22 protein-coding genes are annotated in these 25,735 nt (G+C 73.2%); 19 read left to right on the forward strand and 3 right to left on the reverse strand.

What is annotated here, in order from left to right; genetic code table 11:
- Positions 1–135: 135 nt before the first annotated feature.
- From mraZ to E1212_RS25385, 12 genes are all read left to right on the forward strand, one after another.
- Positions 136–567 carry a division/cell wall cluster transcriptional repressor MraZ gene (mraZ, locus tag E1212_RS25330; protein ID WP_131987659.1) on the forward strand — a complete coding sequence of 144 codons (432 nt, stop codon included), beginning with the start codon at positions 136–138 and terminating at the stop codon, positions 565–567.
- A 171-nt stretch (positions 568–738) separates the two neighbouring features.
- Positions 739–1,746, forward strand: a complete 1,008-nt coding sequence (rsmH, locus tag E1212_RS25335; protein WP_131987660.1) for a 16S rRNA (cytosine(1402)-N(4))-methyltransferase RsmH — start codon at positions 739–741, stop codon at positions 1,744–1,746.
- Positions 1,743–2,141 (forward strand): cell division protein FtsL, encoded by a 399-nt coding sequence (gene ftsL, locus E1212_RS25340; protein WP_131987661.1) that lies wholly within the window; start codon positions 1,743–1,745, stop codon positions 2,139–2,141. The genes rsmH and ftsL overlap by 4 nt, the downstream gene beginning before the upstream one ends.
- Positions 2,141–4,333 (forward strand): peptidoglycan D,D-transpeptidase FtsI family protein, encoded by a 2,193-nt coding sequence (locus tag E1212_RS25345; RefSeq protein ID WP_131987662.1) that lies wholly within the window; start codon positions 2,141–2,143, stop codon positions 4,331–4,333. Before ftsL ends, E1212_RS25345 begins: the two co-directional genes overlap by 1 nt.
- A 19-nt stretch (positions 4,334–4,352) precedes the next feature.
- Positions 4,353–5,888 (forward strand): UDP-N-acetylmuramoyl-L-alanyl-D-glutamate--2,6-diaminopimelate ligase, encoded by a 1,536-nt coding sequence (locus E1212_RS25350; protein WP_131987663.1) that lies wholly within the window; start codon positions 4,353–4,355, stop codon positions 5,886–5,888.
- Positions 5,885–7,294, forward strand: a complete 1,410-nt coding sequence (locus tag E1212_RS25355) for a UDP-N-acetylmuramoyl-tripeptide--D-alanyl-D-alanine ligase (protein ID WP_131987664.1) — start codon at positions 5,885–5,887, stop codon at positions 7,292–7,294. The genes E1212_RS25350 and E1212_RS25355 overlap by 4 nt, the downstream gene beginning before the upstream one ends.
- Positions 7,291–8,352: a phospho-N-acetylmuramoyl-pentapeptide-transferase gene (gene mraY, locus E1212_RS25360; protein WP_131987665.1), complete on the forward strand. Its 1,062-nt coding sequence runs from the start codon at positions 7,291–7,293 to the stop codon at positions 8,350–8,352. Before E1212_RS25355 ends, mraY begins: the two co-directional genes overlap by 4 nt.
- Positions 8,334–9,797, forward strand: a complete 1,464-nt coding sequence (gene murD / locus E1212_RS25365) for a UDP-N-acetylmuramoyl-L-alanine--D-glutamate ligase (RefSeq protein WP_131987666.1) — start codon at positions 8,334–8,336, stop codon at positions 9,795–9,797. Before mraY ends, murD begins: the two co-directional genes overlap by 19 nt.
- Positions 9,784–11,046, forward strand: coding sequence for a putative lipid II flippase FtsW (ftsW, locus tag E1212_RS25370; protein WP_162605625.1), 1,263 nt, complete (start codon positions 9,784–9,786; stop codon positions 11,044–11,046). Before murD ends, ftsW begins: the two co-directional genes overlap by 14 nt.
- A 187-nt stretch (positions 11,047–11,233) precedes the next feature.
- Complete coding sequence (gene murG / locus E1212_RS25375; RefSeq protein ID WP_131987670.1) at positions 11,234–12,325, forward strand: undecaprenyldiphospho-muramoylpentapeptide beta-N-acetylglucosaminyltransferase; 1,092 nt, start codon at positions 11,234–11,236, stop codon at positions 12,323–12,325.
- A 4-nt stretch (positions 12,326–12,329) separates the two neighbouring features.
- Positions 12,330–13,742 (forward strand): UDP-N-acetylmuramate--L-alanine ligase, encoded by a 1,413-nt coding sequence (gene murC / locus E1212_RS25380; protein WP_131987672.1) that lies wholly within the window; start codon positions 12,330–12,332, stop codon positions 13,740–13,742.
- Positions 13,739–14,491 (forward strand): cell division protein FtsQ/DivIB, encoded by a 753-nt coding sequence (locus tag E1212_RS25385; RefSeq protein ID WP_131987674.1) that lies wholly within the window; start codon positions 13,739–13,741, stop codon positions 14,489–14,491. The genes murC and E1212_RS25385 overlap by 4 nt, the downstream gene beginning before the upstream one ends.
- Positions 14,492–14,495: 4 nt before the next feature.
- Here E1212_RS25385 and E1212_RS25390 read toward each other — a convergent pair whose 3' ends face one another.
- The gene (locus E1212_RS25390) at positions 14,496–14,840 is read right to left on the reverse strand and encodes a hypothetical protein (protein WP_131987676.1); all 345 of its coding nucleotides are present in this window, start codon (positions 14,838–14,840) and stop codon (positions 14,496–14,498) included.
- A gap of 177 nt (positions 14,841–15,017) precedes the next feature.
- Between E1212_RS25390 and E1212_RS25395 the strand changes: the two genes are divergently transcribed.
- Positions 15,018–16,823, forward strand: coding sequence for an HNH endonuclease signature motif containing protein (locus E1212_RS25395; RefSeq protein WP_162605626.1), 1,806 nt, complete (start codon positions 15,018–15,020; stop codon positions 16,821–16,823).
- 6 nt (positions 16,824–16,829) lie between these two features.
- Here the strand turns inward: E1212_RS25395 and yidC are convergent, their stop codons facing one another.
- Positions 16,830–17,570 carry a membrane protein insertase YidC gene (gene yidC / locus E1212_RS25400; RefSeq protein WP_131987680.1) on the reverse strand — a complete coding sequence of 247 codons (741 nt, stop codon included), beginning with the start codon at positions 17,568–17,570 and terminating at the stop codon, positions 16,830–16,832.
- Positions 17,571–18,091: 521 nt separating this feature from the next.
- Between yidC and ftsZ the strand changes: the two genes are divergently transcribed.
- The 5 genes from ftsZ to E1212_RS25425 all read left to right on the forward strand — a co-directional run bounded on the left by ftsZ (position 18,092) and on the right by E1212_RS25425 (position 21,929).
- A complete protein-coding gene (gene ftsZ, locus E1212_RS25405) occupies positions 18,092–19,294 on the forward strand; it encodes a cell division protein FtsZ (protein ID WP_131987682.1) in 1,203 nt (400 codons plus the stop codon).
- Between the two features lie 14 nt (positions 19,295–19,308).
- Positions 19,309–20,031, forward strand: a complete 723-nt coding sequence (pgeF, locus tag E1212_RS25410; RefSeq protein ID WP_131987684.1) for a peptidoglycan editing factor PgeF — start codon at positions 19,309–19,311, stop codon at positions 20,029–20,031.
- Between the two features lie 119 nt (positions 20,032–20,150).
- On the forward strand, positions 20,151–20,693 hold the full coding sequence (locus E1212_RS25415) for a cell division protein SepF (protein ID WP_131987686.1): 543 nt from the start codon (positions 20,151–20,153) through the stop codon (positions 20,691–20,693).
- Positions 20,694–20,800: 107 nt separating this feature from the next.
- Positions 20,801–21,079, forward strand: a complete 279-nt coding sequence (locus E1212_RS25420) for a YggT family protein (RefSeq protein WP_238992482.1) — start codon at positions 20,801–20,803, stop codon at positions 21,077–21,079.
- A 46-nt stretch (positions 21,080–21,125) separates the two neighbouring features.
- Positions 21,126–21,929: a DivIVA domain-containing protein gene (locus E1212_RS25425; protein ID WP_131987690.1), complete on the forward strand. Its 804-nt coding sequence runs from the start codon at positions 21,126–21,128 to the stop codon at positions 21,927–21,929.
- Positions 21,930–21,987: 58 nt separating this feature from the next.
- On the opposite strand, the gene ileS is transcribed toward E1212_RS25425, so the two are convergent.
- Positions 21,988–25,164: an isoleucine--tRNA ligase gene (ileS, locus tag E1212_RS25430; protein ID WP_131987692.1), complete on the reverse strand. Its 3,177-nt coding sequence runs from the start codon at positions 25,162–25,164 to the stop codon at positions 21,988–21,990.
- Between the two features lie 227 nt (positions 25,165–25,391).
- Here ileS and E1212_RS25435 point away from each other — a divergent pair, with 227 nt between their 5' ends.
- Positions 25,392–25,655 (forward strand): DUF167 domain-containing protein, encoded by a 264-nt coding sequence (locus E1212_RS25435; RefSeq protein ID WP_131987694.1) that lies wholly within the window; start codon positions 25,392–25,394, stop codon positions 25,653–25,655.
- Positions 25,656–25,735 lie beyond the last annotated feature (80 nt).

Raw genomic sequence — 25,735 nt, forward strand, 5'->3', positions numbered from 1 at the left:
GACAGCGGTGGGGCCGAATGTGGTTGCAAGTGGGGGAGAGTGGAGTACAGTGGCGGGCAGTGGAGGAAGAGTGGTCCGACATGGCGGTCGCGGAGAGTCCGGTGACGGCCAGCTCGGACGGCGGGGAGGTGGGCCGTGTTCCTCGGTACCCACACGCCCCGGCTGGACGAGAAAGGGCGGCTCATCCTTCCGGCGAAGTTCCGGGACGAGCTGGCGGAGGGCATCGTGATCACACGAGGGCAGGAGCGCTGTCTCTACGTGTGGCCGCGCGCCGAGTTCCTCCGGTTCACCGAGCAGCTCCGTGCCGCGCCCATCACGCACAAGGGCACGCGCGACTTCGCTCGCATGCTGGCCGCGGGGGCCAGCGACGAGGTCCCGGACAAGCAGGGCCGCATCACCATCCCGCCGGGGCTGCGCACCTACGCGGCGCTGGAGCGCGAGTGCACCGTCGTCGGTGCGATGACGCGGGTGGAGATCTGGTCCGAGCAGGCATGGGAGACGTACCAGGCCGAGAAGGAGCCGATGTTCGCCGACATCTCCGAGGAGGTGCTGCCCGGCATCTTCTGACCGCTGCCGTGCGGACACGCACGACGAGGTCTCCGGCCGCTCCACCTCTTGACACCACTTCCCCGGTGCCAAGGGGCCAGAGCCGGCAGCCAAGCCCGAGCGGGCGGGGACCTGGTCGTACGAGCCGCAGGCGGCAACACCAGGCAACGACGAAGAGACGCGGGGGTGTCGATGACTGAGCAGGGGGCACACGTCCCAGTACTGCTCGACCGTGTCGTCGAGCTCCTGACCCCGGCACTCGCCACGTCCGCGCCGTCGGAGGACCGGCGCGTGGTCGTCGACGCCACGCTGGGCCTCGGCGGGCACGCCGAGGCCCTGTTGCGCCGCAGCTCCACGGCCCACCTGGTGGGCCTCGACCGCGACCGCGTGGCGCTGGCCCGGGCCACCGAGCGGCTGAAGCCGTTCGGCGACCGGTTCACCGGCGTCCACGCGGTCTACGACCGGATCGCCGACGTCTTGGCGGGCCTCGGCATCCGGCGCGTGCATGGCGTCCTGTTCGACCTCGGGGTCTCGTCGCTGCAGCTCGACGAGGCCCGCCGGGGGTTCTCGTACTCGCAGGACGCGCCGCTGGACATGCGCATGGACCAGTCCACCGGCATCACGGCGGCCGAGGTGCTCAACACCTACGAGGCCGCCGACCTCAGCCGCATCCTGCGCCGCTACGGCGAGGAGCGGTTCGCCTCCCGCATCGCCGCCGCGGTGGTGCGGGAGCGGCGGCGGGCGCCGTTCGACACCAGCGCCCGCCTGGTCGAGCTGATCCGCGACACCATCCCGGCGCCGGCCCGGCGCACCGGCGGCAACCCGGCCAAGCGCACGTTCCAGGCGCTGCGCATCGAGGTCAACGGCGAGCTGGAGGCGCTCGAGCGGGCGCTGCCCGCCGCGATCGACGCGCTCGCCGTCGGCGGCCGCATCGTCGTGCTGGCGTACCACTCGCTCGAGGACCGCATCGTCAAGCAGCTGTTCGCGGCCCGCACGACCAGCACGGCACCGCCCGGGCTACCGGTCGAGCTGCCCGAGCACCGGCCCGAGCTGCGGCTGCTGACCCGGTCCGAGCCTCCTACGGAGGACGAGATCGCCGCCAACCCGCGGGCCCAATCCGCCCGGCTGCGTGCGGTCGAGCGGATCAGGGCGGGGGGGCCGAGGACGGCCCGCCGTGAGGCGTCAGGGGGTGCAGGATGAGCGCCGAACGTGCCGCCTACGCGCCGGTCGCCGCGCCGCGCCGGCCGTCGCCGCGCAGTGCGTCGCTGCGCGCCGTCCCGTTGCGCGGCTCCCGTGCGCCCCGCGCCCCGTTCGTCGTGCTGGTGCTCCTGGTGCTCGGCATCGGGCTGATCGGGCTGCTGATCCTCAACACGGCGCTGCAGCAGGGCTCCTTCGAGCTCGGCGAGCTGCAGTCGACCACCGACGAGCTCCGCGACCGGCAGACCGACCTCGCCGACCGCGTCGCTGCCCGCAGCGCCCCCGACGCGCTGGCCGAGGAGGCCGGCCGGCTGGGCATGGTCCCGGCCGAGGAGGCGCCACGGTTCCTCGAGCTGCCCGGGTCCGCGGGCACGCCGGCGGCCGGCGGGGACGGCTGATGCCGCCGAAGCGCCCGGACGGGCGACGGGGTCGGCCCGCGGCTCGCGGCGGTGCCGCCAACGGCGCCGCCCAGCCGCGGAAGGCCGCGCAGCCGCGGAAGGCCGCGCAGCCGCGGAAGGCCGCGCAGCCGCGGAAGGCCGCGCAGCCGCGGAAGGCCGCGCAGCCGCGGAAGGCCGCGCAGCCGCGGAAGGCCGCCGCGCCGAAGCCCGCTCGCAAGGGCGCGGCGCCTCGCCGCACGCCCGCGAGCGACCTCGACGCGGCCTGGGGCAGCATGCCCAGGTCGCGCGGCGCGGCGACCCCGGTCCGGGCCGGCGCCCTCGCCACGGCCCGCAAGCCGGCGCCGTCCCGCGGGAAGGGCACGGCCACCGGCAAGCCGACGCCGTCGCGCGCCGTGACACCGCCGAAGCGACCGAAGGCCCCCAGGCCGCCCAAGCCGCCGAAACCGCCGAAGCCGCCCAAGCCGCCGCGCACCGTCCGGCTGGCCGATCCGCGCAAGCGCCTGCGGGTGACGCTGTTCGGCGTCTGCGTGATCCTGTCGCTGTTCGGCGGCCGGCTGATCCAGCTGCAGGGCATCGACGCGTCCACGTACGCCGCCGTCGCGGACCAGATCGGGCTGAAGACCGTCCCGGTGCGGGCCGAGCGCGGCGCCATCCTCGACCGCGACGGCGAGCCGCTGGCCAGCACCGTCGAGGCCTACAACGTCGTCGTCGACCAGACGCAGGTGACGAACCCGGCCGCGTATGCGCTGCAACTGGAGGGGATCCTCGGGACGAGGGCCGCCGACCTGCAGCGCGACCTCACCGGCGAGGACCGCTATGTCGTCATCGCGCGCGGGGTGCCCGGCGCGACGTGGCGGCAGATCCGGGGCCTCGGACTGACCGGGTTCACCGCCGAGACGGCGGCCGCCCGCGACTATCCGGCCGGGACCGTCGCCGGCAACGTGATCGGGTTCCTCGGCGCCGACGGCCTCGGCCTCACCGGGCTCGAGCAGTCGATGGACCAGACGCTGGCCGGCACCGACGGCGAGGCGACCTACCAGTTCAGCCCGGGCGGCATCCGCATCCCGAACAGCTCGGCCAACCACGTCACCGACCCGGTCGCGGGCACGGGGCTGCGGCTGACCCTCGACAGCGACGTGCAGTGGCACACCGAGCAGATCCTCACCGAGGCCGTGGCCAACGCCGGCGCGGCCGACGGCGTCGCCGTCGTCATGGACGTCGACACGCAGGAGATCATCGCGCTCGCCGCCACGCCCGGCTTCGACCCCGGCGACCCGAGCGAGACGGAGGCGGCCGACCGCGGCAGCGCCGCCGTCGAGGACGCCTACGAGCCCGGCTCGGTGTTCAAGCCGATCACCATGTCGGCCGTGGTCGACCAGGGGCTGGCCGACCACACCACCTCGTTCTCGGTGCCCGACAGCATCCGGCGCAGCGGCGAGACGATCCACGACTACTACAGCCACGGCGAGGACCAGATGACGCTGGCCGGCATCGTCGCCAAGTCGAGCAACGTCGGCACCGTCCTGGCCGCCGAGACGCTGGACAAGGACGTCTACCACGACTACCTGCGGCGCTTCGGGTTCGGCACGGCGCCGGACCTCGGGATGCCGGGCGAGACCGGCGGCCGGCTGCCGTCGGGCGACGACTTCACCGACCTCACCCGCGACAACGTCGCGTTCGGGCAGGGCATCTCGGTCAGCGCGGTCCAGATGGCGTCGGCGTACGCGACCATCGCCAACGGCGGCGTGCGGGTCGACCCGCGCCTGGTCCAGGCGACCATCGGGCCCGACGGACGCGAGACGCCGGTGGAGCCGTCGGCGCCGGAGCGGGTCATCAGCGAGGCGACGGCGGCCGAGGTCACCACGATGATGGAGGCCGTCATGGGCGAGGGCGGCACCGGCAAGCCGGCCCTGGTCGACGGCTACCGCATCGCCGGCAAGACCGGCACGGCGCAGCGCGTCGACCCCGAGTGCGGCTGCTACGCGGACTACAACTCGTCGTTCATGGGCTTCGCGCCGGCCGACGACCCGCAGTACGTCGTCACCGTCTCGCTGTTCGACCCGCAGAACGGCAACTCCGGCAGCGCGCTGGCCGGTCCGGCCTTCGCGGACATCATGCGGTTCGCCCTCGAGCAGGGCGGCGTGGCGCCGACGGGTACGGAGCCGCCGCAGGTGCCACTCTTCGCCGACTGACCGAGTAGATTGCTCTGTCGTGCCCGACCGCCCAGGACTGCGACCCCGCCACGTCACGCCCCTCCCGCTGACGGCCCTCGACGCCGTCGCGGCGGCTGACCTGCCGGCCGACATCGTGGTCACGGGGGTCACGCACGACTCGCGGCAGGTCCGGCCCGGCGACCTCTACATGGCGCTGCCCGGCGCGGTGACGCACGGCGCCCGGTTCGCGGCGGCGGCGGCGGCGGCCGGCGCGGTGGCGATCATGACCGACGACGACGGCGTCCGGCTCGCGTCGGAGGCGGGGGTCGCCGGTGTGCCGGTGGTCGCGCTGGCCGACCCGCGGGCGCGGCTGGGCGACATCGCGGCGACGGTGTACGGTCACCCGGCACGCGACCTGCTGATGCTCGGCGTCACCGGCACCAACGGCAAGACCACCACGACGTACCTGCTCGAGGCCGGGCTGCGCGCCGCCGGGCACACGACGGGGATCATCGGCACCGTCGAGACCCGGGTCGGCGACGAGCGGGTGGCCAGCGTCCGCACCACGCCCGAGGCCACCGACGTGCACGCGCTGCTCGCCGTCATGCGCGAGCGCGGCGTCACGGCCTGCGCCATGGAGGTGTCGAGCCACGCCATGGTGTTCGGGCGGGTCGACGGCGTGGTGTTCGACGTCGCCGGGTTCACCAACCTCACCCAGGACCACCTCGACTTCCACGCCGACCTCGACGACTACTTCGCCGCGAAGGCCCGGCTGTTCACCCCGTCGCACGCGCGCCGCGCCGTCGTTGTGGTCGGCGACGACTACGGCCGCCGGCTGGCCGCGTCGACGGTGCTGCCGGTGGTGACGGTGGCGCCGCCGCACGTGCATGCCGACGCGGACTGGCAGGTCGACCGCCACGGCGACCGGGCGACGCTCTGCGGGGCCGACGGCGCCAAGCTCGAGCTGAGCGTCCCCATTCCGGGCGAGTTCAACGTCTCCAACGCGGCGCTCGCGGTGACGATGCTGCTGTCGGCGGGGGTCGACGGCGCCACCGCGACCCGAGGGGTGGCGTCGTGTGCCGGCGTACCCGGCCGCATGGAGGGCGTGTCCGGGCCCGCGGGTGCCGGGCCCGTCGCCGTCGTCGACTTCGCCCACACCCCGGACGCCATCGACAACGTCCTGCAGGCGCTGCACCCGCGCGGCCGGCTGATCGTCGTCGTGGGGGCCGGCGGCGACCGCGACCGCGAGAAGCGGCCGCTCATGGGCGCGGCCGCCGCACGCGGCGCCGACGTCGTCGTCGTCACCGACGACAACCCCCGCTCCGAGGAGCCGGCCGCCATCCGGGCCGCCGTGGTCGCCGGGGCCCGCGCGGTGCCGGAGCCGGAGCGGGCGGGGGAGATCCTCGAGGTGGGGGGCCGCCGCGAGGCCATCCGGGCTGCGCTGGGCAGCGCGCACGGACCCGACGACACCGTCGTCGTTCTCGGCAAAGGGCATGAACAAGGGCAGGAGATCGCAGGCGTCGTGCATCCATTCGACGATCGAGACGTGCTCCGCGAGGAGCTGGTGCGGTGGAGTGAGGAGTCCCGAGCTTGATTCCGCTCACCTTGGCCGAGGTCGCCTCGGCCACCGGCGGCCGGCTGGATGCCGGCGCCGACCCCGCCGTCCGGGTGACCGGCCCGGTGGTGACCGACTCGCGTGAGATCGGGCCCGGTGGCCTGTTCGTCGCGCGGCAGGGAGAGGCGCAGGACGGGCACGACTTCGCCTCCGCCGCCGTGTCCGCCGGTGCGGTGGCCGTGCTGGCCGCGCGCCCGGTCGGGGTGCCGGCGGTCGTCGTCGACGACACCGAGGCCGCGTTCGGCCGGCTGGCCCGCGCCGTCGTCGACCGGCTGCCGTCGCTGACGGTCGTCGGCGTCACCGGCTCGTCCGGCAAGACGACCACGAAGGACCTGCTCGCGCACGTGCTCGAGCCGCTGGGGCCGCTGGTCGCGCCGCCCGGCTCGTACAACAGCGAGGTCGGGGTCCCGCTGACGGTCACCCGGGTCGACGGCGACACGCGCACGCTGGTCGTCGAGATGGGCGCCCGCGGGCCGGGGCACATCGCCTACCTGTGCGGCATCGCGCCGCCGCGGGTCGGCCTCGTGCTGAACGTCGGCAGCGCGCACCTCGGCGAGTTCGGTAACCGCGAGACGATCGCCCGGACGAAGGCGGAGCTGGTCGAGGCGCTGCCGCCGGCGGACTCCGGCGGGGTGGCTGTGCTCAACGCCGACGACCCCGTCGTGCGCCGCATGGCCGAGCAGACCTCCGCCCAGGTGGTGATGGTCGGCGAGTCCGTCCACGCCGACGTCCGGGCCGAGGACGTGGCCGTCGACGACGGCGGCCGGGCGTCGTTCCAGCTGGTCACGGCCGACGGTACCGCTCAGGTGTCGCTGCGGCTGGTCGGCGAGCACCAGGTGTCGAACGCGCTGGCGGTCGCGGCGGCGGCGCTGGCGCTGGGGATGCCGCTGCCCGACGTGGCCGCGCGGTTGTCGTCGGCGCTGCCGCGGTCGCGGTGGCGCATGGAGGTCACCGAACGGCCCGACGGCGTCACCGTCGTCAACGACGCCTACAACGCCAACCCCGAGTCGATGCGCGCGGCGCTGAAGACGCTGGTGTCCCTGCGGCGGGGCGAGCCCGGAGCCGAGGCCGGGCGCACGTGGGCGGTCCTCGGCGAGATGCGCGAGCTGGGGGAGTCGTCGGTGGCCGAGCACGACGCCATCGGGCGGCTCGCCGTCCGGCTCAACGTGTCGCGGCTGGTGGCCGTCGGCGACGGCGCCCGCGCGATCCACCAGGGCGCCACGCTCGAGGGCTCGTGGGACGGCGAGTCGGAGTGGGTGCCCGACGTCGACGCGGCGCTGGCGCTGCTGCGGGCCGAGCTGCGGCCCGGCGACGTCGTCCTGGTCAAGTCGTCTCGCGACTCCGGCCTGCGCTTCCTGGGCGAACGGCTGGTGGAGGACAAGTGATCTCGATCCTCACGGCCGGCGTGGTCGGCCTCGTCGTGTCGATCCTGGGCACGCCGCTGGCGATCCGCTGGCTGGTCGGGCGCGGCTACGGCCAGGCGATCCGCGACGAGTTGTCCGAGAACCACCAGACCAAGCGCGGCACGCCGACCATGGGCGGCGCCGTCATCATCGTCGCGGCGGTGCTGGCGTACTTCGTGGCGCACCTGGTGCGGCCGTCGCCGCCGACGGTGTCCGGGCTGCTGGTGCTGTTCCTGATCGTCGGGCTCGGCGTCGTCGGGTTCCTGGACGACTGGATCAAGATCTCCAAGCAGCGCAGCCTCGGCCTGCGCAGCCGCGCCAAGATGGCCGGGCAGGTCGCCGTCGCCGTCGTGTTCGCGATCCTGGCCATCAACTTCCCCGACGAGCAGGGCTACACGCCGGCGTCGCAGGCGCTGTCGGTGCTGCGCGAGACGTCATGGATGCTGCCGGCCGCCGTGTTCGTGCTGTGGGCGCTGTTCCTGATCTCCGGGTTCTCCAACGCGGTGAACCTGACCGACGGCCTCGACGGCCTCGCCACCGGCGCCTCGGTCATGGTGTTCGGCGCGTACACGCTGATCGGGGTGTGGCAGCTGAACCAGTCGTGCGGGGTCTCGCCGGGGCCGAGCTGCTACGAGGTGCGCGACCCCCTGGACCTGGCCGTCGTGTCCGCGGCGATGGTGGGGGCGTGCTTCGGGTTCCTGTGGTGGAACGCCGCGCCGGCGAAGATCTTCATGGGCGACACCGGGTCGCTCGCGCTGGGCGGCGGGCTGGCCGGCTTGGCCATCACGACGCGCACCGAGCTGCTGCTCGTCGTGCTGGGCGGGCTGTTCGTGCTGATCACGCTGTCGGTGATGCTGCAGGTCGGCTGGTTCAAGATCTCCGGCGGCAAACGGCTGTTCCGCATGGCGCCGCTGCAGCACCACTTCGAGCTCAAGGGCTGGGGCGAGGTCACCATCGTCATCCGGTTCTGGATCATCGCCGGCATGTTCGTCGTCCTCGGCCTCGGCCTGTTCTACGCGGAATGGGTGGCGACGGCGTGAGCGGTGCGGTTTCGTGGCTGGCCGAGGCCCGGCGGGACAGCCCGTGGCCGGAGCTGCAGGTCACGGTCGCCGGGTTCGGGGTGTCCGGGTACGCCGCGGCCGACACGCTGATCCAGCTGGGCGCGCGGGTGACGGCGCTGGACGATCGCGACGGTCCGGCCGAGCAGGAGCGCGCGACGATCCTGCGCATCCTCGAGGCGCGGGTCGAGCTGGGCCCGGGATCGACGTCCGTTCTGCCGCCGGGGACACAGCTGGTCGTGACCTCGCCCGGCTGGAAGCCGTCGGCGCCGCTGCTGGCGCAGGCTCGTGCCGCCGGGATCCCGATCTGGGGCGAGGTGGAGCTGGCCTGGCGCATCCGCGACCCCGCGACGCCGTGGCTGGTCCTCACCGGCACGAACGGCAAGACGACGACAGTGCGGATGCTGACGTCGATGCTGCGGGCGTCCGGTCTGCGCGCCGTCGCAGCCGGGAACGTCGGCGACCCGATCGTGTCGGCCGTCATGGACCCCGGCGGCCACGACGTCATCGCCGTCGAGCTCTCCAGCTACCAGCTGCACTGGACCTACTCGATGGCCGCGCGGTCGGCGGCGGTGCTGAACGTCGCGCCCGACCACGTCGACTGGCACGGCTCCATGGACGCCTACGCCGCCGACAAGGCGCGCATCTACGCCGGCGTCGAGACCGCGTGCGTCTACAACGTCGCCGACCCCGTCACCGAGCAGATGGTGCGCGACGCCGACGTCCGCGAGGGCGCCCGGGCCATCGGGTTCACGCTGGGCATCCCGGCGGTCGGCATGGTGGGCGTGGTCGACGAGTACCTGGTCGACCGGGCGTTCATCGCCGAGCGGCAGACGTCGGCGGCGGAGCTGGCCGCGGTCTCGGACGTGCAGCCGGCCGCACCGCACAACGTCGCGAACGCGCTGGCCGCGGCCGCGCTCGCCCGGTCCATCGGGGTGCCGCCGGTCGCCGTCCGCGACGGGCTGCGCGGCTTCTCGCCCGACCCGCACCGGATCGCCACGGTCGCCGTCCTCGACGACGTCACGTACGTCGACGACTCCAAGGCGACCAACCCGCACGCCGCGGCGGCCTCGCTGGCAGCGTACGACTCCGTGGTGTGGATCGCGGGCGGGCTGGCGAAGGGGGCGTCGTTCTCCGAGCTGGTGCCGGGGGTGCGTGACCGGCTGCGGGGGGTCGTCCTGCTGGGCGCCGACCGCGCGGTCATCGCCGAAGCGCTCGCACGACACGCACCGGATGTACCGGTTGTCGAGGTTCCGGACACCGACAATGAGGCCATGGACCGCGTCGTGGCCGCCGCCGCCGGGCTCGCCCGCCCGGGCGACACCGTGCTCCTGGCGCCGGCGTGCGCGTCCATGGACATGTTCGCCAACTATGTGGCCCGTGGCGACGCGTTCGCCGCGGCCGTGCGGCGCCGTGAGCACGACTGAGGAGTCGGTCGCTGCGCCTTCGGGCGGGGCCGCCGACCGGCCGATGCGCACGGCGGCCGCGGAGTCGCTGCGGAAACTGCTGCAGCGGCCGCTGGCCTCGTACTACCTGGTGCTCGGCTCGGCCGGGCTGCTGCTGGTCCTCGGCCTGATCATGGTGTTCTCGGCGTCGAGCGTGACGTCGCGGCTGCAGTTCGGCTACCCGTACTACTTCTTCGCCCGGCAGGTCGCCTGGGTCGTCGTCGCGCTGCCGCTGGCCTGGCTGGCGTCGCGGATGCCGGCCCGGCTGATCCGGCGGTTCGGCCTGCCGATGCTGGTCGTGGCGGCGATGCTGCTGGCGCTGACGTTCGTGCCCGGGCTCGGCGTCACGCGCGGTGGCAACACGAACTGGCTGGACTTCGGCGGGCCGTTCCTCATCCAGCCGTCCGAGCCGGCCAAACTGGCGCTGATCATCTGGGGCGCCGGCATGTTCGCGTTGAAGGGCCGGCTGCTCACGCAGTGGAAGCACCTGATGATCCCGTTCGTGCCGGTGTCGGGCGCCGTGGTGGCGCTGACGATCGGCCAGCACGACCTCGGGACGGCGCTCGTGCTCATGGCGATCGTGCTGACGCTGCTGTGGGTCGTGGGCGTGCCGACGTGGCTGTTCGGGCTGGCCCTCGGTGTGGTGGGTGTGGTGGGGGCCTACTTCGTGACGGCGTCGGAGAACCGGATGTCGCGCGTGGTCAGCTTCCTCGACCCGTTCTCCGACTTCGCCGGCACCGGGTACCAGGCGGCCAACTCGATCTACGCGTTCGCGACCGGCGGCTGGTGGGGGAGCGGGCTGGGGGCGAGCCGGCTCAAGTGGGGCCAGCTGCCCGAGGCGCACACCGACTTCATCTTCTCCATCCTCGGCGAGGAGCTCGGGCTGCCCGGCGCGCTGATGGTGCTCGGGCTGTTCTTCACGCTCGGGTTCGCCGGCATCCGCATCGCGATGCGCACCACCGACACGTTCACCCGGCTGGCGGCGGCCGGCATCACCGGCTGGCTGATCGTCCAGGCGATCATCAACCTCGGCAGCGTCCTGGTCGTGTTCCCGGTCATCGGCGTGCCGCTGCCGCTGGTGTCGTACGGTGGCGCTTCCATGGTCGTCGCCATCGTCGCCGTCGGCATCCTGATGGCGCTGGCCAAGGAGGAGCCGGGTGCCCGCGAGGCGCTGGCGGCCCGCAAGCAGGCGCGGCGCGAACGCCGCCGGTCGAGGAGGATCCACGCGTGAGGGCTCGGGAGGAGTCTGCTGTCCCGTGCGGTGACGGCAGCCGGCCGGCCAGCACGGCGCGAAGGTTGCCGGTCGAGGAGGGTCCACGCGTGAGAGCCCGCCAGCAGGTGCGCGCGACCACGGTCCCGATGAACACTCTCATGCGCCCTGGCGTGTCAGGCCCGCCGCTGCCGGGGAGGATCGTCGCGTGAAGGTCGTTCTGGCCGGCGGGGGCACCGCCGGGCACATCGAGCCTGCCCTGGCGACGGCCGACGCCGTGCGTCGCGCCGACCCCGGCGCGCAGGTCACCCTGCTCGGCACCGAGCGTGGCCTGGAGACCCGGCTGGTCCCGGAGCGCGGCTACGAGCTGGCCCTGATCCCGCCGGTCCCGCTGCCGCGCCGGCCCTCGCCGGACCTGCTCCGGCTTCCGATGCGCGTGCGCGGCGCCGTGCGCCGGACCGCCGACGTGCTCCGGGCGGAGCAGGCCGACGTGCTGGTCGGATTCGGTGGCTACGTCGCGCTGCCGGCCTACCTGGCCGCCCGCCGGGTGGGCGTGCCGATCGTCGTGCACGAGGCGAACGCCAAACCGGGCCTGGCCAACCGCGTCGGTGCCCGGTTCACCACGTTCGTCGGTGTCGCGACACCCGCCATCGAGCTGCCGCACGCCGAGCACATCGGCATCCCGCTACGCCGGTCGATCGCCCTGCTGGACCGCACCGCCTCGCGGGCCGAGGGCCGGGCGTTCTTCGGCCTCGACCCGGCGCCGCCCACACTGCTCGTCTTCGGCGGCAGCCAGGGCGCGCGGCGCATCAACGACGCCGTCGCAGGTGCGCTGGACCCCCTGCTCGAGGCCGGCTTCCAGGTGCTGCACGCCGTCGGGCCAGCGAACGCCGAGGCCGCGGCAGCCTCGACCCGCCCCGGGTACGTCCCGGTGCCGTACGTCGACCGCATGGACCTCGCCTACGCCGCCGCCGACCTCGCCGTCTGCCGGGCCGGCGCCATCACGTGCGCGGAGCTGTCCGCCGTCGGCCTGCCCGCCCTCTACGTGCCGCTGCCGCACGGCAACGGCGAGCAGCGGTTCAACGCCCTGCCCACCGTCGACGCGGGCGGCGGGGTGCTGGTCGCGGACGGCGAGCTGACGCCGTCGAGGCTCGCCGCCGAGGTGGTCGCGCTCCTCGGCGACCGGGCTCGGTTGGACGTGATGGGTGCAGCAGCGGCTACGCTCGGTCGTCGCGACGCCGACGATCGTCTGGTGGACATGGTCCGGCGCGCGGTTGCACAGAAGAGCGTCGGAGGTTGACCACGTGATCGTCTCGCCACCGGAGCGGATCGTGCCCGCGGAGAAGCTGGGCCGGGTCCACTTCGTCGGCATCGGCGGTGCCGGCATGAGCGGCATCGCCCGCATCCTGCTGGCCCGCGGCGTGCCCGTGTCCGGCAGCGACGCCAAGGACTCCGGCGTCCTGGCCGGCCTGCGAGCACTCGGCGCCGAGGTGCACGTCGGCCATGCCGCCTCGAACGTCGGGCTGGCCGAGACCGTTGTCGTGTCGACCGCGATCCGCGAGACCAACCCCGAGGTCGTCGAGGCGCGCGAGCGAGGCGTCCAGGTCCTGCCCCGGGCCGCCGCGCTGGCGTCGGTCATGGCCGGGCGGCGCGCCATCGCCGTCGCCGGTACCCACGGCAAGACCACCACGACGTCGATGACCACGGTCGCGCTGCAGCACTGTGGCGCCGACCCGTCGTTCGCCATCGGCGGCAACCTCAACGAGTCCGGCGCCAACGCTCACGACGGCAGCGGCGACATCTTCGTGGCCGAGGCCGACGAGAGCGACGCGTCGTTCCTGGCCTACGACCCCGAGGTGGCGATCGTCACCAACGTCGAGGCCGATCACCTCGACTTCTACGGCACCGCCGAGGCCTACGTCGCCGCGTTCGACGAGTTCGTCGACTGCGTCACCGGCTTCCTCGTCGTCTGCGCCGACGACCCCGGCTCGCGGGCCCTGGGGGAACGGGCCGCCGCGCGCGGTGTCGTGGTGCACACGTTCGGCGAGTCGCGCGACGCCGACGTGCGCGTGACCGCCCTCGACATCGCCGGGCCGGGCGCCTCGTTCGAACTGGTCGCCCGGGGCCGCCGGCAGGAGCGGATCCAGCTGCAGCTGCCCGGCCGGCACAACGCGCTCAATGCCGCCGGCGCCTTCACCGCCGCGCTGGGCATGGGCTTCCCGGCCGGTGACGTGCTGGACGGCCTGGCCGGCTACACCGGTACCCGCCGCCGGTTCGAGCTCAAGGGCGTGGCCGGCGGCGTCCGCGTCTACGACGAGTACTCGCACCACCCCACCGAAGTCGCCGCCGCCCTGGCCGCCGCCCGTGGTGTCGCCGGATCCGGCCGCGTGGTCGTCGTGTTCCAGCCGCACCTGTTCAGCCGCACGCGCATCTTCGCCTCGGAGTTCGGCGTGGCCCTCGGCGCGGCCGACGAGGTCATCGTCATGGACGTCTACGCCGCCCGCGAGGACCCCGAGCCCGGTGTCACCGGCGCGCTGGTGGCCGCGAACGTGCCGCTGCCGCCGTCGCAGGTGGTGTTCGAGCAGTCGTGGTCGGCCGTGCCGGAGCTGGCGGCCTCGCGGGCGGAGCCCGGCGACATCCTGCTCACCGTCGGCGCCGGCGACGTCACGCTGATCGGCCCCGAGGTGCTCGACGTCTTGGCGGCCAGGTCGCGATGAGCGTCGCGTCGCGGTCGCCCAGTGCCCAGCTCTTCGCGGCCCGGGCGCGGCGGCAGCGGTTGCGGCGCCTGCTGGGCGTGCTGCTGGTCCTGCTCGGTGTGGGCGCGGTGTCGGCGCTGGCGTGGTTGGTGGGCTGGTCAAGTGTGCTCTCCGTGAAGTCGGTGTCGGTCGAGGGTGTTCCGTCGTCGCTGTCCGACGAGGTGCTGTCGCTGGCCGACGCGCCGGTGGGGACGCCGCTGGCCCGGGTCGACACCGACGCCATTCGTGACCGTGTCGCCGGGCTGCCCGAAGCGGCCTCGGTCGACGTCAGCCGCTCCTGGCCGACGACGCTGACCATCGAGGTCACGCCGCGCGAGCCGGTCGCCGCCGTGTCGGCCGACGGATCCTGGTGGAACGTCGACGAGACCGGCGCCCTCTTCGGCGCCGCCGACGGGCGTCCGGACGGACTGCCCGTGCTCACCGCCCCGGGCGCCGACGACGACTCCGAGGTCGACGAGGCGGTTCGCGCCGCCGGCGTCACCGTCCTGACCGGGCTGCCGCCGTCGCTGTACGAGCTCGTCGAGACCGTCGAAGCGCGCTCCGAGGCCGACATCAGGCTCGGCCTCACCGACGGCGCCACCGTCCGCTGGGGCACCGCCGACGACTTGGACCGCAAGGCCGAGGTCCTGCTCGCGCTGATCGCCGCCCAGGACGAGCCGCCGTCGGCCTACGACGTCACGGCGCCCGACCACCCGGCCGTCGACCCGTAGCCCGTCACGTGCCGCGGCCGCACGCCGGGCAGATGGTGAGCACGCCGCTCCCGCCGCCGGGATCTCGCGTGAGCAGCGCCGGTGGTCGCGGCTGGGCGCACCGGCACGCCTGCTGAGCCCGCGCGGCGAGCTCCTCACCGTGCAACGCCGCCTTCGCGTGCCTGCGCCGCCGCGCGAGGTCGTCGCGGGCCTGGCGATTGCGTAGCCGCCGCGCGTGCCGCTTGGCGAGGTCGGCCTGGACGCGCTCGCGAATGAGTCGCGCCATCTCGTCGTCGAACTCGGAACGGCGCCGGGGGCCTGGGTCGGCCGGAGCCGGCGCCTCGGGGTGGGTGAGGTGAGTGATCGTCATGTCTTCATCTCGCCAGATCGGCGGGCGGTGCGCCACCGCGAAATCCGGAAAATGTGGACAACTCCGCGAACTCCTCCTCGCTGTGGAAACCCACCGCGTGCCGGCGTCGAGTTGATCTTGTCGGTGGGGGCAGGTAAGATCATTCGCACGTTCGAATTCGCCGCTCCGCCTGAGGTTGTGCCGGGCTTCGGTCCGGCGGAGCCCGATGGCTGGGCGGAGCCGGTCGACGCCGATACGCGCGCTCTGCTGGACGGGCTGGCCGCCTCCTACGCCGCTGCGTCGGCAGCCGGGGCGCTGCCGTTCGCGGTGGAGGAACTGCCGCCGGGGCCGGAGCTGGCGGGGTTGCTCGCCCGGCACGACGTCTCGCAGCCGGTGGACGGGTATGACGTGGTCGAGGCGGTGGCCGCCTGGGAGCGGCTGGCCGCGTGGGTGGCCGCCGGCCAGGCGAAGGCGCTGGCCGAGCTGGCGTCGCGGGCCGAGGTGCGCCCGGCCGAGACCGGGTACCGCTCGGTCGACCCCATCACCAACTCCGCGGTGGTGGTGGCGGGTCGGTGTCGGCTCACCGCGCGGCAGGCGGAGTACCTGGTCGGGCATGCGGTGCTCCTGGTGGAGGACTTCCCGGACACCTGGGCGGCGCTGCTGGCGGGGTTGATCGATCTGCGGCGGGCGCGGGTGGTCACCGACGAGCTGGGCGGCCAGGACCCGGGGGTGCGGCGGCGGGTGGAGGCGGCGGTGCTCCCGCGGGCGGCGTTGCTGGACTCGGTCGCGCTGCACAAGCTGATCAAACGGCTGCTGCACGAGCTGGCCCCGGTCGAGGCGGCGGAACGGCACGCGATCGCGCGTGAGTCCCGCTATGTCGCGGTGACGGCGGCCTCGGACGGGATGGCGCACCTGGAGGCGCTGCTCCGGGCCGAGGACGCGATGGCACTGGACACCGTGTTGACCGTTGCCGCCGCCGATGCCACACGCGCCGATGCCGCCGCGGGCGGGCCGGTCAGGACCAAGGACCAGCGCCGCGCCGACGCGCTGGCCGAGCTCGGCTGGGCCGCCCTCGCCGCCTGCGCCGGCCCGGCCTCCGGCAACGCCGCGACCGGCCGTGCCGCACCGTCGAGCGCTGTGGGCACGGCGCAGGACCGTGCCGCCCCCGAGCTCGTACCGGGCCGGGCCGCGGCCCCCGGCAACGCCACGACCGGCAACGCCGCACCCACCAGCGCAGTCGCGACGGCCACGGCGCGGGGCCGAGCCGCCCCCGAGCTCGTACCGGGCCGGGCCGCGGCCCCCGGCAACGCCGCGACCGGCAACGCCGCACCCACCAGCGCAGTCGCGACGGCCACGGCGCGGGGCCGAGCCGCCCCAGAGCCGGCACCGAACCGGGCCGCGGCCCCCGGCAACGCCGCGACCGGCCAGGCCGCGACCGGCAACGCCGCACCCACCAGCGCTGTGGGCACGGCCACGGCCACGGTGGGTGGTCCGGCGCGGCGGCGGCGGCCGGTCAACGTGCACGTCACCATCCCATTCGGGTCGCTGATCGGACTGAGCGACGAGCCGGGCGAGCTCGACGGCTACGGATTCATCACCGCCCAGATCGCCCGCACCCTCGCCGCCGAAGGCGTCTGGACCTGGCTCACGACCGACCCCGGCACCGGACACCTCCTCGACCTCGGCCGCACCAGGTACCGGCCCACCAAAGCGCTGGCGGACTTCGTCGCCGCCCGCGACCGGACCTGCCGCACGCCCGGCTGCCACCGCCCCGCCCGGGCCTGCGACCTCGACCACATCGAGCCGTTCACCACCGGGGGCAGCACCTGCGCGGCCAACTGCCACGCCCTCTGCCGCACCCACCACCTGCTCAAACACCACGCCAACTGGACCGTCACAAGACACCCCGACGGCACCACCCGATGGACCAGCCCCACCGGGCACACCTACGAGCGACCACCCGAACGGATCGGCCCGGTCGACAGAGCCGACCCGCCGGGGTGAGCCGCGTCAGGTCGCAGCGGGCAGGGGACCGTTGCGGTTGAGGAGCCAGCGCTCGGTCGCGGTCCAGGCGCCCGAGAACAGCAGGTAGAGGGCGGCCGCCAGCGGCACGAACGCGGCCACCACGACCGTGCCGTACGGGAGCACGCGCATCATCCGCGCCGTCATGACCTCGACCTCCGTCGAGGGCGGCGCCGTCAGCGACGCCTGGCGCTGAGCCAGGCGCGACGAGAACCAGGCCACGACGACCAGCAGGACGAGCACCGACGCGAAGACCGCCAACTCGACGGGAAGCACGCCGGCGCCGAGCGCCGCCACCCAGCTGTCGCTCAGCGGCACCCCGAACAGCGTGTGCGTGAACAGCGCGTTCGCACCGCCGTGCAGGGTCGGCGCGGAGAACAGCCGGTACAGGACCATGAAGAACGGCACCTGCGCCAGCGACGCGCCCAGCCCGGCGAACGGCGAAGTGCCGTGCGAACGGTGCAGGGCGGTCAGCTCGCGCTGCAGCCGGACGGGATCGCGGCGGAATCGCTCGCGCAACCGCAGCTCGGCGGGGCGCAGCGCGAGTCGCGCCCGGCCCGCGCGGGCGGCACGCAGGCTCAGCGGGAGCAGCAACGAACGAATCAGGACGACGACGAGAAGGACGGCGACGCCGGTCGCGGCGTCACCGGCGACCGGCTCCGCAGCGGAGGAGAGGGCGAGGACCAGATCGGAGACGGCCAGGGCAGGTGTGTCGAGCAGAGAGAGCACGGTGGGACGACCCTTCGGAACGAGAGCACGAGTGCGGACAGCTGAGCGGAACCAGCTGTCCGGACGGCGCTCTCGGCCGCGGGCGGGCGGCGGCGTCGGGGTCGGTCTGGGCGGTCACGACGGGGGGAGCGGCGGCCACGCGGCGCATCGCGGTGCCGTCGCCGAGCTGGGCGGCGGGGACGCGCGAGCGCGACGTCGCGGCCATGGCCAGCGCGATCACGAGGACGGCGAGCAGCGCGACCAGGCCGGGAGCAGAGCCGAGCGGCGTCGTGAGCAGGCCGGCGAGCAGGACGGCGACACCGCCGGCCACGCCGCTGAGCCACCGCATCATGCGGACCAGAGTAAACGCAGGACGGGCGGGTGAGAGGACGGGTGACCCGGAAAAGGCAATCGGCCCAGTCTCGGCGTGTCTACGGACACCGGACCGGGTTCGCGCTTAGCGTTTCATCATCCTCAGGTTGACATAACTATAAACCTCAACTTGAGGGTGAGGGTTTGAACTCGACGAAAGGCGATGTCCAGTGACTGCTCCGCAGAACTACCTCGCGGTGATCAAAGTCGTCGGCATCGGCGGCGGCGGAGTCAACGCGGTCAACCGCATGATAGAAGTCGGCCTCAAGGGTGTCGAGTTCATCGCGATCAACACCGACGCGCAGGCGTTGCTGATGAGCGACGCCGACGTCAAGCTCGACGTCGGCCGCGAGGCGACCCGGGGCCTGGGCGCCGGCGCCAATCCCGACGTCGGCCGCAAGGCCGCCGAGGACCACGCCGAAGAGATCGAAGAGGTGCTCAAGGGCGCCGACATGGTCTTCGTCACGGCGGGCGAGGGCGGCGGCACGGGGACCGGCGGCGCGCCCGTCGTGGCCCGCATCGCCCGGTCGCTGGGCGCCCTGACCATCGGTGTCGTGACGCGGCCGTTCATGTTCGAGGGTCGTCGCCGCGCCATGCAGGCCGAGGCCGGCATCGAGGCGCTCCGCGAAGAGGTCGACACCCTCATCGTCATCCCGAACGACCGGCTGCTGTCCATCAGCGACCGCCAGGTCAGCGTGCTCGACGCGTTCAAGAGCGCCGACCAGGTGCTGCTCTCCGGCGTCCAGGGCATCACCGACCTCATCACGACGCCCGGCCTGATCAACCTCGACTTCGCCGACGTGAAGTCGGTCATGAGCAACGCCGGCTCGGCGCTCATGGGCATAGGGTCCGCCCGCGGCGAGGACCGCGCCGTCGCGGCAGCCGAGATGGCGATCTCGAGCCCGCTGCTCGAGGCCTCCATCGACGGCGCCCACGGCGTGCTGCTGTCGGTGTCCGGTGGCTCTGACTTGGGACTGTTCGAGATCAACGAGGCGGCCAACCTGGTCGCGCAGGCGGCGCACGACGACGCCAACATCATCTTCGGTGCGGTCATCGACGACGCGCTCGGCGACGAGGTGCGGGTCACCGTCATCGCGGCCGGCTTCGACAGCGGCTCGCCCACCCGGCGCGAGCTCGGCACCGTGAAGAAGCCCGAGACGGCGGGCGGGTCCAGTGGCCCGGCCGCCGCCGCGGGCATCGGCTCGGTCGCGACGGCCACCCCGGCCGCCGCGAGGCCGAGCGAGGGGGACACGGGCGGCGACGACGGTGACGGCGCACCCGCCGCGCCGCCCGCCCCACCCCGCGAACAGCGTCGGATCGTCCCGGCCACGACCAGTGATGACGACCTGGACGTGCCCGATTTCTTGAAGTAGCACGGGCTGACGTAGTGCTCCGCGACACCAGCGTGGCCGGCTCGGTCCGGTTCGCGTTCACCGACCGGCACGACGGCGTCAGCGCTGCGCCGTACGACTCGCTCAACCTCGGCGGGCACGTCGGCGACGACCCCGCCGCCGTCGAGCAGAACCGTGAACTGCTGGCGACGGCGATCGGCCTGCGCCGCGACGCGGTCAGCTACATGAACCAGGTGCACGGCAACGCCGTCGCCGTCGTCGACGGACCCTGGGACGGCCCGGCGCCCGAGGTCGACGCACTGGTGACGACCCAGCCCGGCCGGGCGCTCGCCGTCCTCGTCGCCGACTGCGTCCCGGTGCTGCTGGCCGATCCGGAGGCCGGGGTCGTCGCCGTCGTGCATGCGGGCCGGCCCGGGCTCAAGGCGGGCGTGGTCCCGGCGGCCATCGCGGCCATGCGCGACCTCGGCGCCCGCAAGCTCGTCGCCAAGATCGGGCCGGCGGTCTGCGGCCGCTGCTACGAGGTCCCCGAGGCGATGCGGGCCGACGTCGCCGCCGTCGTGCCCGAGTCGTGGGCGGTCACCCGGCAGGGCACGCCGTCGCTCGACGTCCCCGCCGGCGTCGTCGCCCAGCTCCGGGCCGCAGGTGCCGCCGTCCAGACCGCCGCGACCTGCACCGTCGAGGATCCGCACAGCTACTCCTATCGCCGCGACGGCGTCACCGGGCGGTTCGCCGGGGTGGCATGGATGAGTCAGGCGTGATTGGTGTGACTACTGCGACACGTGGGCGTGTCGCACGCACAATCCCCGGATCCGGCGATTCCCAGGTCTACTGTCTGGATCAACAGGGGACCGTCCACCCACTAGTGCGGAGGACTTGAATGGCCGGCGCAATGCGCAAGGTTGCGGTCTACCTCGGCCTCGTGGAGGACCGAGACCGCTACGACGACGAGTACGACGAGGACGCGTACGCGGACGAGTACGACGACGCCGTCGAAGAGTACGACGAGCCCGCCGAGGAGCTGCGTCGTGAACCCGAGCGCCGCGAACGCGAGCGGGCGCCCGAGCGCGAGCACACCGCCACGGTGGCCTCGCTCGCCGACCGCCGGCCCGTCGCGGCCGTACGAAGGGCACCGGCCATGCGCGAGGCACGCATCACGACGCTGCACCCACGGACCTACAACGAGGCCCGCACGCTCGGCGAGCACTTCCGCGACGGCACGCCGGTCATCATGAACCTCACCGAGATGGACGAGGCCGACGCCAAGCGCCTGGTCGACTTCGCGGCGGGCCTGATCTTCGGCCTGCGCGGCAGCATCGACCGGGTGACGGCGAAGGTGTTCCTGCTCACACCGGCCGACGTGTCGGTGACCGCCGAGGACAAGGCGCGCATGGTGAGCGGCGGGTTCTTCAACCAGAGCTGATCCGGGCGGGGCGTGCGGACCAACTCGAGAGAACTCGCGCCCGGCTCGCCGGTGGCCATGTCATCGAACCCGGCCGGCGTCGGGTAAGTTCAGGTGTTGTGTCGGCTGTGAGTCAGATTCTCTCCGCGGTGTTGTGGCTGTTCTTCATCGCTTTGTTGATCCGGCTCGTGGTCGACTGGATTCAGGTCTTCGCGCGCGAGTGGCAGCCCAAAGGGCTGGTGCTCGTGGTGCTGGAGGCCATTTACACGGTGACCGATCCGCCACTGCGGGCGATCCGACGCGTCCTTCCGCCGTTGCGGATCGGCTCGATCGCCCTAGACCTGGCGTTCATCGTGCTGATCATCCTGGTCCAGATTCTGCTTGTAGTTGTCGGATCCCTAGGATGACGCGGTACGGTGACATTCTGCCTATGCCCACATCCGAGGTGACGCTATGCCACTGACGCCCGAGGACGTCCAGAACAAAGAGTTCACGACGGTCCGCCTGCGCGAGGGTTACGACATGCAGGAGGTCGACGAGTTCCTGGACGAGGTCGAGGCCGAGCTCGCGCGCATGCAGCGGGAGAACGACGAGCTGCGCGACAAGCTCTCCGCCGTGACCCGTGGCGGCGGAGTCGCCGCGTCGGCCGAGCCCATCCAGGCTCCGCGCCAGCCGGAGGCACCGAAGGCGCCCGAGGCGCCGCCGTCGGCCGCCGCTGCCATGCCGGTCGCGGTGCAGCCCAGCGACGCCGCGGCCAAGGTGCTCGCGCTGGCCCAGAAGACGGCCGACGAGCTCGTCGCCGACTCCAAGGCCGAGGCCGACCGCCTCATCAACGAGGCGCGCACCCGTGCCGAGAAGCTCGACTCCGAGACGAAGGCCAAGTCCGCGAAGATCGAGCAGGACGCCCGGCAGCGGGCCGACGCGATCGAGCAGGAAGTGCAGAAGCGCCGCTCCCAGGTCTTCGGCAAGCTCGAGTCCGACCGTGCCGACCTCGAGCGCGAGCTCGAGACGCTGCGCGCCTTCGAGCGCGAGTACCGCAGCCGGCTCAAGTCCTACCTCGAGCGCGAGCTGCGCAAGCTCGAGACCGGCGGCGTCGACGAGGCCGACACCGGCGTGGGGCAGGTCCCCGCGGCGGCGGCAGGCGGCGGCGGTGCGCCGCAGCCGTCCGGCCCCAGCGGCGGCAACAACGCCCAGGCCGCGCAGACCGGCGGCTCGCTCCGCTCGGTCGCCAGCCTGCTCGACGACGAGCAGCGCTGACACTCGTCAGCTGAAAGGGGGCCCGACACCGCCGGTGCCGGGCCCCCTTCGCGCGTCGTCAACCGTGCTGCACCCGGCGCAGCCGGAACGTCAGGCCGAGCTCCTCGTCGGTCCGCTCGGCCGCGCCGTCCAGCGCGGCCAGGTCCTCGTGCACCGCCGCCGCCAGCACCTCGTCGGCCAGTAGCGACCCGTGCTCGCGCAGCGCCGCGGCCATCGCCTCGGATGCCGACCACGCCAGCTCGATGCGGTCGGACACCTCGAAGCCGGCCGACTTGCGGGCCTCCTGGACCAGCCGGACCGCCTCGCGGACCAGACCGGCTCGCACCAGCGCATCGGTCAGGGTGAGGTCCAGCGCGACGGTCTCGCCCTCACGCGCGACCGCCCAGCCCTCGCGCGGCGTCTCGGTGACGATGACGTCGTCGGGCTGCAGGTCGACGGTGCCGAGGCCGTCGACATCGACGCTCGCCCTGCCGTCCGCCTTCAGCGCGGCCGCCAGCCCGGACGCGTCGGCGTCCGCCACCGCCGCGGCCACCCGAGGCGTGTCCTTCGCGAACCGCTTGCCCAGCGACCGGAAGTTCGCCTTCGCCGACACGTCGACCAGGTCCTCGCCGGCCCCGGCCTCGGACAGCGACAGCACCGACACGACGTTCAGCTCGTCGGCGATCTCGGTGCGCAGCTCCGGACGCAGCGTCTCCCAGCCGCGCGCGCCGACCAGCGCCCGGGCCAGCGGCTGCCGGGTCCGCACCTTCGACTCCGCCCGGGCGGCCCGGCCCAGCTCGACCAGCCGCCGAGTCAGCGACACCTCGGCCCGCAGCGCGTCGTCGATCAGAGCCTCATTCACCGACGGCCACGACGCCGCGTGCACCGACGGCGCCGCGTCCGGGTCGGCCGGCACGACGAGGTCCTGCCAGACCCGCTCGGTGACGAACGGGACCATGGGCGCCATCAGCCGCGACAGCGTCTCGACGCACTCGTGCAGCGTCGCGAGCGCGGCCGGGTCGCCGTCCCAGAACCGGCGCCGAGACCGGCGGACGTACCAGTTCGAGAGGTCGTCGACGAACGCCGTCAGCCGAGCGCCCGCCGTCTGCGTGTCGAACCCGTCCAGCGCTGTGTCGACCTCGCGGACCAGCCGGTGCAGCTCCGAGAGCGCCCAGCGGTCGAGCACCGGCCGGTCTGCCACGGGCGGCGCACCCGCGGCGGGCGTCCACCCCGCCGTGCGCCCATACAGCGACAGGAACGACGCCGTGTTCCAGTACGTCAGCAGCACCTTGCGGACGATCTCTTGCAGACCGGCGTTGCCGACCCGGCGCGGCAGCCACGGCGAGCCGCTGGCCAGCATGAACCAGCGGACGGCGTCGGCGCCGTGCTCGTCCATCAGCGGGATCGGCTCGAGGATGTTGCCGAGGTGCTTGCTCATGCGCCGGCCGTCCTCGGCCAGGATCAGGCCCAGGCAGACGACGTTCTCGTAGGACGACCGGTCGAACACGAGCGTGCCGATGGCCATCAGCGTGTAGAACCAGCCGCGCGTCTGGTCCAGCGCCTCGCAGATGTACTGCGCCGGGTAGGACTTCTCGAACGCCTCGGCGCTGCCGGGCGCGTACGGGTACCCCACCTGCGCGAACGGCATCGAGCCGGAGTCGTACCAGACGTCGATGACGTACGGCTCGCGGCGGAAGGTGCCGGGCACGCCGTCCATCGTGAAGGTGACGTCGTCGACGTAGGGCCGGTGCGGGTCCAGCTCGGAGAGGTCCTGACCGGAGAGCTCCGACAGCTCCGCCAGCGACCCGACGCACACCATGCGCGACGGGTCCTCGTCGTTGCGCCAGATCGGCAGCGGCGTGCCCCAGTACCGGTTGCGCGACAGCGCCCAGTCGACGTTGCCGCGCAGCCACTCGCCGTAGCGGCCCCACTTGATCGTCTCCGGGTACCAGGTGGTCTTCTCGTTCTCGCGCAGCAGCGCGTCCTTGATCTGCGTGGTGCGGATGTACCAGGACGGCTGCGCGTAGTAGATCAGCGGCGTGTGGCAGCGCCAGCAGTGCGGGTACTCGTGCTCGTACGGCACATGCCGGAACAGCACCCCGCGGTGCTCGAGGTCGTTGACGAGGTCGGCGTCGGCGCGCTTGAAGAACTGCCCGCCCACCAGCGCGACGTCGTCGCCGAACGTGCCGTTCGCGCGCACCGGGTTCACCACGGGCAGGCCGTAGCGGCGGCAGACCCGCAGGTCGTCGGCGCCGAACGCGGGCGCCTGGTGCACCAGGCCGGTGCCGTCCTCGGTGGTGACGTACTCGTCGACGACGACGAAGTGGGCGTCGGGGATGTCGACCAGCTCGAACGGGCGCTGATAGGTCCAGCGCTCCATCTCGGTGCCGGTGAACGTCGACACCACGTCGGCGTCCTCGCCCAGCACCGTCGTCAGCAGCGGCTCGGCGACGACGAGCAGTTCGGACGACCCGGCCGGCCGGGCGGCCACGTAGGTGACCTCCGGATGCGCGGCGACGGCGGTGTTCGACACCAGCGTCCACGGGGTCGTGGTCCAGACCAGCAGCGACGCCTGGCCGGCCAGCGTGCCGCCGGTCAGCGGGAACCGCACGTACACCGACGGGTCGACGACCGTCTCGTAGCCCTGCGCCAGCTCGTGCGACGACAGCGCCGTCTCGTCGCGCGGGCAGTACGGCGACACCCGGTAGTCCTCGACCAGCAGGCCCTTGTCGAAGACCTGTTTGAGCGACCACCAGACGCTCTGGATGTAGGACGCGTCCATGGTGCGGTACGCCTGCGAGAGGTCGACCCAGTAGCCCATGCGCTCGGTGAGCTGCTCGAACGCGTCGACGTGGCGCAGCACCGACTCGCGGCACCTCGCGTTGAACTCCGCGACGCCGTAGGCCTCGATGTCGCTCTTGGCCTCGAAGCCCAGCTCCTTCTCGACCGCGATCTCGACCGGCAGCCCGTGGCAGTCCCAGCCGGCCTGGCGGGGGACGTGGTAGCCCTTCATCGTCCGGTAGCGCGGGAAGACGTCCTTGAAGACGCGCGCCTCGATGTGGTGGGTGCCGGGCATGCCGTTCGCGGTGGGCGGACCTTCGTAGAAGGTCCACTGCGGGCGGCCCTCGCTGTTCTTCACCGTCTGCGCGAACACGTCGTTGTCGCGCCAGAAGGCGAGGACGCCGTGCTCCAGCGCCGGCAGGTCGACCTGGGCGGGCACCTCGCGGTAGCCGCTGAGCTCGGTCGCGTCGGTCATCGTCTCTCTCGAATCCTCCGTCAGCAGATCGCGACGGAGGGACGAGGCGGACCCCGCGGTACCACCCTCCTTGGCCGGCCCCCGTGACGGGAACCGGGCCCACTTCGTTCGCCGCGGCCGGTTCTAGTGAGCGCCCGACGGCGCCGTTCTTCCGGCAGCTCGGGGGTGATGGCCCCGTCAACGCCTGCTCGCGACGGGTCCAGTGTACGCGCGACTACCCTGGCTGCGTGCGCGTGACGATCCGGGTCCGGCCCGGCGCCTCCCGAACGGCCGTGGGCGGGACGCACGGCGACGCGCTCGTCGTCGCCGTCCAGGCGCGGGCCGTCGACGGCGCCGCCACCAGGGCCGCGCTCGACGCCGTCGCCGCGGCTCTGGGAATACGCAGGCGCGAGGTGACGTTGCTCACCGGCACCACGAGCAGGACCAAGACGGTCGAGGTCCCGGACGCGGCCGCGTCGCGGCTGGCAGACCTGATGCGCGAGGCGCATTGATGACGGGCGATTCTCGATCTATCCTCGCGGCACCTGGCCATTCACCAATGGCCGGTGCCCAGGGGTGGGCGGGGTAACGG

The organism is Jiangella ureilytica, assembly GCF_004348545.1.
GTDB lineage: Bacteria > Actinomycetota > Actinomycetes > Jiangellales > Jiangellaceae > Jiangella > Jiangella ureilytica.